Origin of the sequence: Brevibacillus sp. MER 51 (assembly GCF_023714195.1) — a bacterium.
Classification (GTDB): Bacteria; Bacillota; Bacilli; order Brevibacillales; family Brevibacillaceae; genus Brevibacillus.
In genome coordinates this window covers 426183-441221 of the sequence record NZ_JAMAUS010000002.1, presented here as the reverse complement: position 1 = coordinate 441221, position 15039 = coordinate 426183, and the positions used below count along the sequence as shown (strand labels likewise).

Below are 15039 nucleotides of genomic sequence, written 5' to 3'. Positions count from 1 at the left end.
GAAGATGAATCAAGACAAACCATATGCCATCGGGATTGATCTGGGTGGTACAAAGATCATGGCCGCGATCGTCGACCAGCATGGCAACATCCTCAGTCAGGCGAACGCAGCGACCCCAACAGAAGAGGCAGCTCAGGCAGTCATCTGCCGTATCGGTGATTTGGTGCAGACGGTATTAGACGAGAGTGGCATCAATCTCTCACGCATTCGCGGGATCGGGATTGCAACTGCCGGAATTATTGATACGCAGCGTCAAATGGTCATTTTTGCGAGCAATCTAAACTGGAGCGATGTGCCGATCGGCGCGATGCTTCAGGAGCGGTTTGGCGTAACCGTGCAATTGATCAATGATGCCAATGCAGCAGCGGTAGCAGAATGGGCGTTTGGAAGTGCACGGGGCACGAAAGACTTGATCTATGTAACGGTCAGTACGGGTGTTGGTGCCGGCATTATTAGTGGAGGACGGCTGGTTACAGGTGTTGGCGACAGTGCCGGGGAGTTCGGGCATATTTCGCTTGATCCAGAAGGACCGCTGTGCGCGTGCGGGAATAGAGGGTGCCTGGAAAATTACACGTCTGGGCTGGCTTTGGCAAGTAGAGCCAGGGAACAGCTTCTACAGGGTGTTACAAGCTCGTTGCTTGTTGAAAATGGGAATGACCTGAGCAGGATAACGGCTAGAGAGGTCGGAGAGGCAGCGGTACGAGGTGACTTGCTCAGCATGACCTTGATGAAGGAAGCAGGTTATTATCTCGGGGTCGGACTGACGAATCTGATCCATCTGTTCAATCCGCAGGTGATTGTCATTGGTGGCGGTGTGATGAAGAACGGACAGCTACTGCTTGCAGAAGCGAAGAACGTCATTCGCGAGCGCTCTATCTCTCGGATGGCAAATCAGGCGAGCATCCAGTTGACTACAATTGGAGCGGAAGCAGGCGTGCTCGGTGCTGCAGGCATGTATTATCCGTCCGAGCGTGAAATGGTTGAAGTATAACGGAATGATAGTACGAGAAGCCGATGTTTGGTAGACATCGGCTTTTTTCTGTTCCCTGTGCAGTACGAGTCATAGGAGCCTAGACCTAGATTCTATCTATTGGTAAAATATTGATTGGAAAAATCTTCACATATCATGATAGAGAGACAGACGGAGGGGTACCATGGCAGATGCCGAAACAGCAAAAGCAGCGAAGAAGCCCGGATTTTTCAAAGAACTCCTTACTTTTTTATTGGTAATTGCCATCATCCTTGGAATTGCTAGCGGTGCTATTTTCTATTTATCTGGGAAAAACCTTGAGGATCTGCTAGGATCGAGACCCGTAGCAAAAAAGGAAACGAATCAGCCTGCACCCGTAAATCCAGTGTCTACAGGTCAGGAAGCGGGCACAAATCAGCAGTCAAAAGATGTAGCTGTATCGTCGGAGGGGAAAAGTACAACGGACGTGGCGATGCCGGCAGCTTATCCGGTTGAAACGGTAGGCCAACAAAATAATGTCGTAGGACAAGTAGCACAACCAGCAATTCCTACCCAAAAGGGATCGCTCAAGGGTACGATTACTTGGCAGTATAACGATTTTGTTGGGACGAAGCCGGATGTGAATGCAAGGATTCTACTCATTTCCAAAGGTTATGATAAGAATACGCTCACTGATGATGAAGAGAGTATATTTGCAATAGGTACAGTACCAAAAAAAAACGTGGGATTATTTGCTGCAAAAGCAAATGGATATGGAAATTACGAGGTTGGTAACTTACCGGCTGGAGAATATCACATCTTGGTCGTATCAGCACAAACCACTCGCAATATTAATGAGCCTATTGATGAATATTTCACAAGTATATTGAAACCTTACATCAGAAATTGGGATTCATTTGTAAGGATTAGTCTATTACATTTAAAATATGAACTCTCCACGATTACAATCGAAGAAGGTCAAACACTCGATTTTAGTCACGATTTTGGTAATACGTTCTATTAATCTTGTTTTGGCCTTTAGACTCATAGGGTTTTCCCCCGCGATTCATGTATCATAAAACTATGGCACGTTTTGGCAGGAAAAACAGGTCAAACGTAATAGAATTTGTGGGTAAAGGGGTCGCCGCAGCATGAAGGGAAAAAACAAAAGCATCATGATCGTAATGGCTCTGGTCATCGTCGCATTGCTGGGATACGCAGGCTATCGTTTCCTTGGTCCTGTGACACTGGCGGAAGGGTATTTGTACGAAGACGATACACGCATGCTATACACAAGTGTCACGGTAAATAACGAGAAAGTAAACGTAGAAATAACAGATTCCATCGTCGAATCGGAAGACAGCATCCCCGTTCTGAAAACCGAGTCGATCTTGCTGGAGGGAACGCTGGATGGGAAGCAGTTAACCCTCAAAAATCCGGCGACTGGTCAGGATATCATCGGCACAGTGAACGGTGACGAGCTCCAATTTGACGGCCTGCTTATGGAAGAAAATAAGGAACAGACGAGTCTTGTTGCCACAAACAAAAGCGCGTACGAAAGCAAATTGACGACATTAACCAAGCGCATCAATGAGGAAGCAGAGGTAAAAAAGAAAGCAGCAGCAGAACAACAAGCCAAAGAAAAAGCGCGTGTCGATTTCGCCAAAAAAGTAGAAAAGACAGGAAAGCTAGAGGCTGATCTGATTGAAACAGCAAAGTATTTGGACGAGCTGCAATTTACGGATGAAGCGCAGTTTTCAAACGATCAAATAGCGGAGCTACAAAGACTGTTGGAAGAGATTCGTACCTATTCGACGCAGCCAGGCTTGAGCAAGATGGAATTCGAGGTCATGCAAGGAACGTTGGGCAGTATGAAGGTGTTGGTCGATGGGATGAACACGATGGATGGCTCGATCCAGGATAAAAACAAAAACATGCAGGAAATGATCGCCATCATGGAGACCGACATGAAAGACATCCAAACGATTTGGGCGGAAATCAAAGCGAGCGTGCCGGATGCCGAGAAACGGGAAAAAGCAGTCCACGCGGCTATCAAGACGGCGACTGATTCCATCGCGCAGGCAAAAAAGCGCCAAGGCTCGGTAGACAAAAGCGGACAAGCAAAAGTAAAAGAAACCGCGAACAGTCTGTATCAACAAGGGGTGAATGTACTGAATCAGACAAAAGCAAAGTATGGTTTTTAGACAGGAACAAGGCTCTCCTTCGAGAGCTTTTTCCCATTTGAGCACCCTTATCGTTTTCAGACCGGAAAAATTGTATTATTCTTATAGTATTACTAAGGGATAATGACTTGAAGGCATATTTCCCAGGAGGAATACGATGAGCGTCTACCAGAACATTACCGAATTGATTGGAAACACGCCGATTGTTCGACTGAGGCGCATGGTTCCTGAAGGAGCAGCAGAAGTTTTTGTGAAGCTGGAGAAATTCAATCCGTCCGGGAGTGTGAAGGACCGCGCTGCCTACAATCTGATTTTGACGGCTGAGCAAGCGGGGCTGATCCAACCGGGGGATACGATCATAGAGCCGACGAGCGGAAATACCGGAATCGGTTTGGCGATGAATGCCGCAGCAAAAGGCTATCGCGCGATTTTGGTCATGCCTGACAATATGTCAAAGGAACGGATCAATATATTGAAAGCATATGGGGCAGAGGTTGTCTTGACTCCGAGCGAGCTGAGGATGCCAGGGGCGATTGCCAAAGCGCAAGAGCTGCAAAAAGAGATTCCGCGCAGCTTTATTCCTCAGCAATTCGAGAATCAGGCAAACCCGGACATCCATCGAACGACGACAGCTGAGGAAATTTTTGCGCAAACGAATGGTCGACTGGATGCTTTTGTCGCTACAGCCGGGACAGGTGGAACGATTACCGGAACCGGCGAAGCGTTGCGCGAAAAGCTTCCGGAGCTGTATATCGCCGTTGTCGAACCAAAAGGCTCCCCGGTTCTGTCTGGCGGCAAGCCTGGTCCACATAAACTGGTCGGCACGAGCCCTGGTTTTGTTCCACAAATCCTCAATACTAGCATTTATAATGAAATTATTCAAATCGCGGACGAAGACGCCCTACAAAGCATGAGGCAGCTGGCGGCCCTGGAAGGGATTCTTGTCGGACCTTCATCGGGTGCCTCGGTCTTTGCTGCCATCACGATTGCCAAAAGGCTGGGAGTGGGTAAGCGGGTCGTGTGTATTGCGCCTGACACAGGGGAGCGGTATTTGAGTATGAATCTTTTCTAATGAGGAGAAAAGGCGATGAGCAACGAAAAACACGCGCTGATCATCGGGGCAGGTTTGAGCGGACTCGCATCAGCGCTTGCCTTGAAGCAAAAGGGTTGGCAAGTGACGCTTTATGAGCAGGCAAAAGAGCATAAAGGCATCGGTGCTGGAATCGTGTTGGCTGCCAATGCCATGAAGGCATTGGATAAGTTGGGAGTTGGACAGGAAGTACGCGAGCTGGGAGCAGCTGTCCGCTCAGCACGGATTCGCGACTGGAAGGGAAATTTGTTGGTTGAGCTGCCTGTCGCGGAACAAGCAGAACGGTACGGGGCTGACAGCTACTTGATTCATCGGGCTGATCTACAGCAGGCACTTTTGGCAAAAATCTCGACGCATGAATTGGTTTTAGGCAAGCAGTTCGTCTCTTTTTCTCAAGAAAAGGAAAGGGTTCATGCCGCTTTTGCAGATGGGTCACGTACACATGCGACGATTCTGATCGGAGCGGACGGGATTCACTCCCGTGTACGGAAGAGTTTGTTCGGGAAAGAGTCGATGAGATACTCCGGGTATACGGCGATTCGCGGGATTGCTACTTATCAAGACCCTCGTTATCCATTGGAATCAGGAGGAGGCTTTGAAGCATGGGGCAAGGGAATTCGTTTCGGATTTTCCCATATTGGCAACAATCGAATACATTGGTTTGCCGCCATCAATGCACCTGAGGGAGAAAAAGATGGGCCATCGGGCCGGAAGCGAGAGACGTTGCGCCGACTGGACGGCTGGTATGAGCCAGTACGTGCAGTGATTGAGGCGACAGAGGATGCAGCCATCTTGCGGCATGATATTTACGACCGTACACCACTCAGGAGATGGGGTGAGGGCCGGGTTACATTAGTGGGCGATGCGGCACATCCGATGCTGCCGAATCTGGGGCAAGGGGCGGGGCAGGGAATGGAAGATGCGCTTGTGCTAGCCAGATGCTTGGCAGATGACGACACGGACTCGGCTCACGCTTTGCGCATGTATGAAGAGATACGGAAGAAGCGAGCGAATGCGATTGTGAAAGGTTCCCGCTTGATGGGGGCTGTCACCCAATGGGAAAATCCGCTGGCCATCGCGGTTCGTCATTTTCTGCTAAAAACGATTCCTGCCCGTATCCAGAGTCGAAGACTGGACTGGATAGTTGGACATGAAGTGTGAATACGGCGGACAAAAATGAAAGGCAAGGAGCATGAGGCCCTTGCCTTTAGACTTTTTCCGCTTATTGATGACGTGCCTGATAGGCAAGCAACGCTGCAATGAACAACTGACCAGTTTGAATCATGGAGCGCTCATCGACGTCGAATTTGGGATGATGATGCGGATACGTCGCCGAAATCTCCGGGTTGCGTCCACCAACCATGAAGAAGGTAGCGGGGCGCTCTTGGGCAAAGTAAGCAAAATCCTCTCCGCCCATGCCAGGTGGGATTTTCAATACGCGCTCCTCACCAAAAATGCGTTTGGCTTCTGCTGTAAGCAGCGGAGTCTCTGTCTCATCGTTCCAAGTAGCTGGGTAGCCGCGTTGGTACATGATTTCGCAAGTAGCGCCGACAGCCTGGCAGCTGGCTTCCACAATACGTTTAAGAGATTGCTCGACCGCGCCCCTCACTTCCTCGTCATATGTGCGAACAGTCCCCTTGAGCCTCACTTGATCAGGAATGACGTTGAACGCTTCGCCCCCGCCTACGAAGGAGCAAACAGACAAAACGACTTGTTTCAGCGGATCTACCTGCCGGCTGGCAATCTGCTGCAAATTCATAACAACCTGACTGCCCAATACGATTGGATCAACGGAGGTATGAGGATAAGCACCGTGTCCGCCTTTTCCGTACAAGACGATCTCAAAGCTGTCTGCTGCTGCTGTAATGTAGCCATGTCCGATCCCGACAGTGCCTACGGGAAGCTCGGAGGCAACGTGCGCGCCATACACGACATCAACACCTTCGAGGCAACCCGCCTCCACCATGGCTTTGGCGCCACCGGGTGGCAGTTCTTCCGCGAACTGATGCAGGAATACCACATTTCCTGGGAGCTCGTCACGGAACTCGCTCAACACTTGTGCGACTCCCAAAAGTCCGGAGGTATGTATATCGTGACCGCACGCGTGCATGACGCCTGGAATGCGGGACTTATACGGTACTTCTTTTTCATCTTGAATGGGCAAGGCATCGAAGTCAGCGCGCAACGCAACTGTTTTTCCTGGCTTTCCACCCCGCAAGAGACCGACAACACCCATGCCGCCGACACCGGTTTGTACTTCTATACCAAAAGAAGCCAGCTTGTCTGCTACTTTCTTCGCTGTGTTTTCCTCCTGAAAGGAAAGCTCGGGATACATATGCAAATCACGTCTGAATGTAACAAGCTCTGGATAAATCTCCTGTAGCCGGGCAAACAGTTTTTCTTCCATCGAACCCACTCCTTTTTCCTGGGGAAAGAGATTGGTATTTCGTATTTGTCTTATTATAAAAATATTCCGAATCATAATTCAATGTATGATTTCGAGAACTATAATGAAGCGAAATTCATATTATGTAGACATTTCCAGTAGAAATCTCTAAAATATTAGAGAGACATGTTCAAAAAGTCGTGTTTTTAGTATAACTGCGTAATCAAAAGACGACTCTTTGAACAGATGGATTGAGGAGATTATGACGAGTACACACCCGAAAAATCCCAGAGTTCTAGTCATTATGCTCGTTTCTGGCATCCTTGTTTTGATCTTGACTTGTGTAAGCATCGCGATTTCCTATTTCAATACGATTCAATCCGTCCGACTCTCCATTGCGAATCAAAGCATGAAAGCTGCTTCTACAGTAGCAGACAGTCTAGATGTTGACGCGTACCAAGAGTTTTTACGAAATCCGGTAAAAGAGACCCCCGCCTATAAACGAATCGAACAGCAATTGAATCAAGCGCGTGAGCAGTTCGGTTTGCTGTATTTATACACGATTCAAGTCAGTGAAGACAGGCAAAGTGGTCGCACAATGATCGTCGCAAGGCCGCCAAATGCGAAGCAAAATTTTGATATCGGTAATCCTATTGTTCTATCTTCTGAGCACATTCAAACGATTTACGAAGGATCATCAGCGTACTACTCAGAGATTATCAGAGATCCAGATTACGGGGTCTACATGTCTGCGGGCGCGCCGCTTAGAGATAGAGAAGGAAAAATCATCGGAATCATCGGAGTAGATACGGACGTAGCCATCATCGAGGACATTGGAAACGATGTCGTTCGTAGCAGCATTCCTGTTTTTGCGATTCAAGGTTTGTTTGTCGTCGTACTGATCTTTCTGGTTCTTTGCATGGAACGCTGGTACCAACGCGCCATCAAGGCAGCAGTTGGGGAGACGGAAGAAACCTACCAGGAAGAATTGCGCTCAGTCATTTGCTCGATGCGCTCCATACGCCATGATTTCGTCAATCACATGCAAGTGCTCTACGGTTTGATCGAATGCGGATATTATCCAAAAGCACGAGATTACGTGCAGTCGTTGCTGAAAGAAACCAAGCTTTTGGACCTCACCGTGAGATTTGCGAATCCTGCTTTAATGGTATTGCTTCACACCAAATGGGAGCAGGCCAAATCCAAACAAATCGTCATGCAATTTGAAGAATGCTCTGATCCAATCGATAGCATTCCTTCCATTGATCTGATCAAAATTTTATCGAATCTTATTGATAATGCGATTGAAGCGGCTGAGTTAGCGGATGGGGAAAAGCGAGTCAGCATCTATTTTTGTTGTGATGAAGAACACGTTGTTTTCCGAGTGGAAAATACAGGACCGGAAATAACGCCAGAACAACGTGCACGTATTTTCGATAATGGCTATACAACGAAAAGAGAGAAAAAATGTGGTGGGCGCGGAACGGGTCTGACGATCGTAGATGCAGTTGTTCACAAGTACAAGGGGAAAATTGAGGTTTGGTCCGAGCAGGGAATCACGAGATTTACCGTTTGGTTGCCAGTGAAATAGGCTCATAACGAAAACGATTCTAGGATGATACGAAAAAGCCGTCAAATAGTTGACGGCTTTTTGCTTTTGCGAGGCGCTAAGCATGGTGTCCTGGCGCTGGCTGCACCACTTGGCTTTCCTGTGCTGGAACAGGGCGTGAGATTGAGTAGAAGGCAAATCCGAACGAAAGCAGTACGAACACGGCTCCAACCCATGGTGTGTAAATAACGGAGGATCGCTCGACGACGAGGCCGCCAGCCAGAGAGCCAAGGGCGATACCTAAATGCTGGGCAGAAGTATTCAGGCTTAATTGAATGTCCGCAGTAGCAGGTGAGCAGGAGATCAAATAGTTTTGCTGTGCTGGCGAAATAGCCCAGCTAAGCGCACTCCAGATGACCATGATCGGCAAGAACAAATAAAGCGAGCCTGTAAAAAACGGCAAGACACACATGATCAAGCCGAACACTGGAATAATCAACAGAATGCTCTTGGTTGCTCCCCACTTGTCAGCAATCCAACCGCCAATACCACCACCTGCAACGGCAGCAATCCCGAACAGGAGATAAATCCAGCTCAGTGTCGTTGCGTCTACATTCATCGTCGTTTGCAAATAAGGGGTAAAGTATGCATACAGCGTCAAGTGACCTGTCAGCATTAACATGACGATAAACAAGGCGCTGAATAGCTTGCCGCTACGGAGGGTAGTCATTTGATCACGCAGCGGAATCGGCGGTGCAGTTTGAACTTTTGGCAAAAACATGAGGATAAAAATCATCGCAACGATACTCAGAGCCGCAATCAGCCAAAATGGGGCACGCCATCCGAAGGCATTCCCCAGAGCCAGTCCGACAGGGACGCCGAGTACAAGCGAACCGCTAATCCCCATGAAAATAACGCCAATGGCGCGACCACGGTAAGCAGGTTCCACAAGACTCGTTGCAATGGTAATCGACAGCACAATCAGGATGGAACTACTTGCTGCACTCAAGATACGTGCTGTCATTAATACGGCGTAGCTCGGACTAAGTGCCGCAAGCACATTGCTTAGGAAAAAGGCTGCTAATGCAAACAAGTATAGCTTTTTGCGCTCGACACGCTTCGTAACATGCAGGAGCAAAGGAGCAGCAACAGCAAAGGCAAGCGAGAAAATGGTGATTAATTGTCCGGCGGCACTAATCGATACCTGAAGATCACGAGCAATCAGATCGAGCGTACCACCGATAATCAATTCCACCGTACCTACGACAAAGGTAGCAATCGCTAAGATGAAGACACGTGGATTCAAAACAATAGCTCCTCTCGACTAAAAAGGTTACTACTATAATAGTAACCTTTTTAGTCTTCTGCAACTAGAAATTTCTCCATATAAATAGAAAAGACTCCGGCCAACTGTAGAATGAAAAACATAGAAAGTTCATTCGATAAATGTCACAAGCGGTTTGTCAAATTTAAACCCATTAAAATAACAAAATAGGGAAAGGATATGAAGTGGGAAAAACAAGATATAGTTTACGAGCACTATTTTAATGAAGAAAAAAATCGCCAAGCTCATGATTAATAAAGCTATAGAAGAGGCACAGAAACGTCCATATAATCTTCCGATAGAGTTTCATTACAACGAACCTGAACGCATTTGAGAATGTCTTTATTTCCGTTTATGGGACAAGCCATCATTTGTCTAGGACCTGTTTCGTGACACGATCCAGCAGTTCTTTGAAGCTGAAATGGATGATCACTTAGGTTAAAACAAGCATAGTTCCGACGGTGAAAACGAAGTTTGGCAACACAGAACTTCGTGTGCCTCGCAATCGTAATACACTAAGGAACTCGAGTTTTTCATATTGCCGGTACCCTTGGTAGTAGCAGCCATTGTTCTCTGGGATACAGTACTTGGAGTGAGCGACAATGTTGGCGTTCGCCCTTAACGTACGATTTTTTCCATTTCATGAGGTGACTCCAAGCTGGCCGTCTTGCCACGATGGTGCCAGTGGGCAGGTCTTCAAGGCTGATGGAGGGAACAGGAGCTTTTAGCATCTAAGAAAAAAAGAAGGAGCTTGTCGCGCCCCGACAGCTCCAAGAAACCCCAATTCTTTACCTTTGGCTCTACGTCCATGATTCTTTCGATTGCAGTAACTCCGCCACTACAATAGCCCTCGTTTCATTTCACCCTGATGCTCCTGCCGCTTCACTGCTTTTTCTTCGCGAACAGCAACCAGCTCGCGGACAGGACCGCTAATCCGACAGCACCTAGCATACTGATCAGCACATGTCGGTCTCCCGTTCCCACATACAGCAGTCCATTCAAGACAAAAGAAGCGGTGCAAAGCAAAAAGCTCCATTTCAATACTTGTCGCATGATCCTAATCTTCTCCTCCCGTTCTGCTACTTGAGCACATCGACATGCTCGATGTTTCGAATCGACATATACGCGACGACCGCGCCGAGGAGTGCCAGGCCAATCGGCACTGCAAGAATGGAATATAAGGTGAAGCCGTTGACGTTCTGGCAGACGAGCATCACGACAATGAGTGACGACACGATGGTAGCCGCGCCTGAATGTTTGCGCATGCCGAAATTCAGAGGAATCAGGCTTAAAAAGCTGGTCGCCAGCGCACTCATCACGACCGCAAGCAGCGATTTGGTTGCAACGGACCACGAAAGAGGCTCTGGAACAACGGAGGCGAACAGATTGAATACATAAAAGCCAACACCAACAAACAGGTTCGCCGCAATATCCGCAACGAGCGTAAACAGCACGACGACGAGCAGCTTGGCTGCGATGAGCTTTTTGCGATTGATCGGGTACATGAACAATACCGTGATCGATTTGTTGCGGAACTCGTTAATGACAAGCCGGGAAATGAGCACTGACGCGAACACAATGTACGTTCCCCGAATGAGTGTATCAATGACGGAGAACGCCATATCGTAGCTCGTAAAAGGTATCTTTTCTGTAATTTTCGAGTCAAGGCTGATAAAGCAAATGAGACTTAAGATCACGACGTTGGCGATCATCGCTGCCCGAATATAAGACCCGATCCGAAACTTGCGCATTTCGAGCTTCATGAGCTTAAACACCGACGCCACCCCCATTCAGAATGGACAGGAAATAATCCTCAAGCGACCCTTTTTTCTTATGAACCGCTTCGATCTTGACATCGTGCAGCACCAAAGTCTTCATCAGCTCGCTTTGCGGAATGCGGCTATCGTAAATGCGGATTTGGCCATCGTCGGTGACGCGGACATTGGATATTTGCAAATAGTTTTCAAGCACGTAGGCCGCTTTCCTACTGTCGTTCGTCGTGATTTCGATATACTCCTGTGTTTGCTTGACGATATAGTCCATCGAAACTTCCTGCAGCAGCTTGCCGCCGTTCATGACGGCGATCGTGTCGGCGACCAGCTCCACTTCCCCAAGAATATGGCTAGAAATGAGAATCGTGGTCCCATATTGCTTGCACAGCATTTTGAACAGATCGCGAAGCCCCTTGATTCCTACAGGATCGAGACCATTCGTCGGCTCATCGAGAATCAGCAGCTCCGGCTTGGTCGTGATCGCCCGCGCGATGCCGAGCCGTTGCTTCATCCCCAGCGAAAATTCCTTTACCGCTTTCTTGTCGATCCCTTTCAGATTGACCAGCTCAAGCGCCTCATCAATCGCCTTTGGGTCATGGTAGCCCATATATTCGCAATGCAGCTCCAGGTTTTCACGGGCCGTCAGCTTTTCGTAAAAGATCGGGTTTTCGATGATCGTGCCCATTCGCCCCAACAGTCGGTACGACGTATCAGTCAGCCGCTCACCGAAAATTTCGATCTCACCTGCCGTCGGCTTCACCAGGTTCGTGATCATTTTCATGACCGTTGTTTTGCCCGCACCGTTTGGACCAAGCATGCCGTATATTTCGCCTTGCTTGATGTTCATATTGACGTTCGAAACAACTTCCTTACCCATGTAAGCACGAGTCAGTTGATTCGTTCTTACGATATACGTCATCGTTCGATGCCCCCTTCGTTCGTTACAAGCTCTATCGTAAGCATCGAATTTTGCTTTTTCCTTACCTGATTCTTACAAATTCCTTAAGCCCCGAATGCGATTCGCTTCAGTCTGACGGTAAACACTGTTTTTTCGTACGGCTTGCTATGGATGCGGATCGTCCCTCCTTGAGCTTCGATCAGCCTTTTCGTAATTGTCAGCCCGAGACCGCTGCCCTGATACGATTTGTTACGGGAGTCCTCCAGCGTGTACATCCGCTCGAACACCCGGTCCTGATGCAGCTCGTGGATCCCTTTGCCCCGATCCCATACGTCCACATATACAAACTCGTCGTCTCCGCGCAATGTTAATCCGACCACCATCGCCTCTCCGCCATGCTGAATCGCATTGGCGATCAAATTGTTTAGGGTGCGGTCCAGCGCTTCCTCGTTCCCCCACGCATACATTGGCTTGTCCGGGATCTCAATCGCGACCTCAAAGCCTTTGACCGTCAGCGTGTCATAAAATGCGAGTATATTTTTTTCGCAAATATCGTTCATGTGGATCCGAGAAAGCGGCATCGGCTCGTCCCCTGACTCCAGTCTCGCCAAATCAAAAAACTGTCGGATGAGCTGCAGCACCTCGTTGGCCTTGGCGTGCACCTTGGACAATAGAACCTTTTGTTTCGCTGCGTCCATGTCCGGATCCAGATTGATCGTTTCGATATAACCAAGTACAACGGTAAGTGGCGTCTTCAAATCGTGCGATATGTTCGAGATCATTTTCCGCATCGACTGCTCCATCTTCAGGAAATTCGCCGCTCTTTGCTGGTTGTGCTCCAGCAAATGATTGATTTCAACCAAGACCGGTATCAATGCGCGATCGTCCGTAAAAACAAGCAGCTTTTCGCTTGTGCCACCCTCGATAATGTCCTTTAATTTGTGGTGAATCAGTTCCAGGCTGGAGCTTCTAGCCCGGTAAGCTCGGTATTGAGTCGCAATCACGACGAGCAAAAGAACGACCAGCACAACTAGCGCGATCACCATGTCATTATCCTTCCCACTTGTAGCCAATGCCCCACAGCGTCTTGATATAACGTGGTGCGGATGGCTGGTCTTCGATTTTTTCCCGCAACCGGCGGATATGGACGTTAATGACGTTTTCGTCCCCATAATATTCGTCATTCCAAATAAAGCCGTACAGCTGCGCCTTCGTGAACACACGATTTGGATTCGTGGCGAACAGCTTCAGGATTTCGAATTCTTTGGCCGTCAGCTTCAGATCGACATCGTTTTTCGAGACTGAAAAATTTTCCAGATCAATACGCAGGGCTCCGAATATCAGCACCTTGGCCGCTGGAGATGCCTGATCTGCTGAGCCCGCTCCCGCATTCGAATACGTCGTGGCACGACGAATCGCCGCTTTGATCCGAGCCGACACTTCAATGAGAGAAAACGGCTTTGCAATGTAATCGTCGGCACCGAAGCCGAGCCCGATCGCTTTATCGACGTCGTTGTCCTTTGCCGACATGATCAAAATCGGCACCGAGCTGTTTTCACGGATCCGCTTGATTACCTCGATGCCGTCCAGCTTTGGCATCATGATATCGACAATGACAATATCGAAGTAGCTTTGCCGAAACTGGGCAATTCCGTCCAGTCCATCAAACGCTGCCAAGACGTCGTAGCCTTCTTTGATCAGATGATTCCGAAGCATCTCGACGATTTGGGCATCGTCCTCAATCAGCAGTATGTTGTGTGGCATGGTGTTCTCTCCTTAATCCTATCCTTTTAAAAAAATCTCTTCCGAAACCATCACGATGTTTCCGAATACGCACATAGGAGTAGCGCTAGCAAATCGCGTTTATCTTAACTTATTGTGACCATCATTGTTAAATCAATGGTTGTCACATTGGAGTTAAGATAAACGCGTAATGTAAATGGCTAACATAGTATTTAGTTATTTATATTTATTGGTTATTTTGGATACTTTGGAGTTTTTAATAAAACCAAAAGCCAAAGTCCAGGGATTGTCAGTATCGGAGGCGGATAATCATCTTGCGGATTTCTTCATCGTCAAACAGTTGATCCACGTATTTTTGGGTGATTTTTGTCAGTGCGACATCATGGTAAAAAGAATCGGCAAAAAATTTGACGAACGGTTGACCGCGTGTCTTGATCGCGTGCCAGCCTGTTTCCTCCTCGCCTGCAAAAATCATTTCGTCTTGGTCCGCTACAATTAGCTGATAGCGCTCCAAGCCTTGATGCTCTTGCACAGGGATAAAGGAATGAACACAGGAAAGCTTGGTGGTAATCTGCCCGATCACCAATGCTTCGATCTCTACGCCTTCCTTTTCTTTCATTTCCAGTAGGGGTACATACTCTAAAAAATCATCGGACCAGGCGGAGATACGAATAGACCGGGTCGCTCGTTGGATCAATTGTTTGCATTCCGCGCGGATCGATTCGTCAACCTTCAGACTCCAGACTCGGTCATCACGTACAGTTTTATGGGAAAGGGAGCTGGTCAATTTTTTGACGTCCGTTTGAAATTGGCGGGTCAGCTTTTCTACCAGGCTGTCCAGGGGAAGGGCTGTATACCGCTTTTTCTTTTCCGATACGGTGTCAAGGACCATCCCTTTTTCTACCAGACGATTCAACACCTCGTAAATTTTTGCCTTTGGCACCCCCGAATGCTTCACGACCATTGCTGCATCGAGAGGCTCGCCGCTAGACGCCAACGCTTCATAAACTTTACTCTCATACAGAGAAAAACCAAATGTTTGCAGCATCAAAATCCTCCATGGAAAACACGAGCATTTTTATTCGATCGTACCGATAATCGAGTTGTTTTGCAAGAAAGAGGAGGGGCGAAAGGAATATTTTATC

Annotated in this window: 14 protein-coding genes and 1 pseudogene; 7 read left to right on the top strand and 8 right to left on the bottom strand. The window is 48.1% G+C overall.

Translation table 11 applies throughout. From position 1 onward, the window contains the following. The first annotated feature begins 4 nt into the window (after nucleotides 1-4). The 5 genes from M3630_RS06370 (at nucleotide 5) to M3630_RS06350 (ending at nucleotide 5383) form a co-directional block, all read left to right on the top strand. Nucleotides 5-991, top strand: a complete 987-nt coding sequence (locus tag M3630_RS06370; RefSeq protein ID WP_173608579.1) for an ROK family protein — start codon at nucleotides 5-7, stop codon at nucleotides 989-991. A gap of 163 nt (nucleotides 992-1154) precedes the next feature. After that, nucleotides 1155-1973 carry a hypothetical protein gene (locus tag M3630_RS06365; RefSeq protein WP_251251586.1) on the top strand — a complete coding sequence of 273 codons (819 nt, stop codon included), beginning with the start codon at nucleotides 1155-1157 and terminating at the stop codon, nucleotides 1971-1973. Nucleotides 1974-2100: 127 nt separating this feature from the next. Beyond that, nucleotides 2101-3153: a hypothetical protein gene (locus M3630_RS06360; protein WP_251251585.1), complete on the top strand. Its 1053-nt coding sequence runs from the start codon at nucleotides 2101-2103 to the stop codon at nucleotides 3151-3153. Between the two features lie 136 nt (nucleotides 3154-3289). After that, nucleotides 3290-4204 (top strand): cysteine synthase A, encoded by a 915-nt coding sequence (cysK, locus tag M3630_RS06355; protein ID WP_088906631.1) that lies wholly within the window; start codon nucleotides 3290-3292, stop codon nucleotides 4202-4204. A gap of 15 nt (nucleotides 4205-4219) precedes the next feature. Beyond that, nucleotides 4220-5383: an FAD-dependent monooxygenase gene (locus tag M3630_RS06350; protein ID WP_251251584.1), complete on the top strand. Its 1164-nt coding sequence runs from the start codon at nucleotides 4220-4222 to the stop codon at nucleotides 5381-5383. A 61-nt stretch (nucleotides 5384-5444) separates the two neighbouring features. Here the strand turns inward: M3630_RS06350 and M3630_RS06345 are convergent, their stop codons facing one another. Further along, a complete protein-coding gene (locus tag M3630_RS06345) occupies nucleotides 5445-6629 on the bottom strand; it encodes an amidohydrolase (RefSeq protein ID WP_251251583.1) in 1185 nt (394 codons plus the stop codon). Nucleotides 6630-6870: 241 nt separating this feature from the next. On the opposite strand from M3630_RS06345, the gene M3630_RS06340 reads away from it, so the two are divergent. After that, nucleotides 6871-8199: an ATP-binding protein gene (locus M3630_RS06340; RefSeq protein ID WP_173608573.1), complete on the top strand. Its 1329-nt coding sequence runs from the start codon at nucleotides 6871-6873 to the stop codon at nucleotides 8197-8199. A gap of 76 nt (nucleotides 8200-8275) precedes the next feature. Here M3630_RS06340 and M3630_RS06335 read toward each other — a convergent pair whose 3' ends face one another. Then, nucleotides 8276-9463, bottom strand: coding sequence for an MFS transporter (locus tag M3630_RS06335; RefSeq protein WP_251251582.1), 1188 nt, complete (start codon nucleotides 9461-9463; stop codon nucleotides 8276-8278). Nucleotides 9464-9863: 400 nt separating this feature from the next. Here M3630_RS06335 and M3630_RS06330 point away from each other — a divergent pair. Further along, nucleotides 9864-9993, top strand: a pseudogene (locus tag M3630_RS06330) (IS256 family transposase); the annotation flags it as partial. Between the two features lie 370 nt (nucleotides 9994-10363). Here the strand turns inward: M3630_RS06330 and M3630_RS06325 are convergent. The 6 genes from M3630_RS06325 to M3630_RS06300 form a co-directional block, all read right to left on the bottom strand. Then, entirely contained in the window at nucleotides 10364-10534 is a 171-nt protein-coding gene (locus tag M3630_RS06325; protein ID WP_173608571.1) for a hypothetical protein, read from the bottom strand. A 26-nt stretch (nucleotides 10535-10560) separates the two neighbouring features. Beyond that, nucleotides 10561-11256 (bottom strand): ABC transporter permease, encoded by a 696-nt coding sequence (locus M3630_RS06320; protein WP_251251581.1) that lies wholly within the window; start codon nucleotides 11254-11256, stop codon nucleotides 10561-10563. Continuing rightward, the gene (locus tag M3630_RS06315; RefSeq protein WP_173608570.1) at nucleotides 11249-12172 is read right to left on the bottom strand and encodes an ABC transporter ATP-binding protein; all 924 of its coding nucleotides are present in this window, start codon (nucleotides 12170-12172) and stop codon (nucleotides 11249-11251) included. Before M3630_RS06315 ends, M3630_RS06320 begins: the two co-directional genes overlap by 8 nt. Before the next feature lie 83 nt (nucleotides 12173-12255). Continuing rightward, nucleotides 12256-13197: a sensor histidine kinase gene (locus tag M3630_RS06310; RefSeq protein ID WP_251251580.1), complete on the bottom strand. Its 942-nt coding sequence runs from the start codon at nucleotides 13195-13197 to the stop codon at nucleotides 12256-12258. A 4-nt stretch (nucleotides 13198-13201) separates the two neighbouring features. Further along, entirely contained in the window at nucleotides 13202-13915 is a 714-nt protein-coding gene (locus M3630_RS06305; RefSeq protein ID WP_285860258.1) for a response regulator transcription factor, read from the bottom strand. A gap of 268 nt (nucleotides 13916-14183) precedes the next feature. Then, nucleotides 14184-14942, bottom strand: a complete 759-nt coding sequence (locus M3630_RS06300; protein WP_173608568.1) for a TrmB family transcriptional regulator — start codon at nucleotides 14940-14942, stop codon at nucleotides 14184-14186. Between the last annotated feature and the right edge of the window lie 97 nt (nucleotides 14943-15039).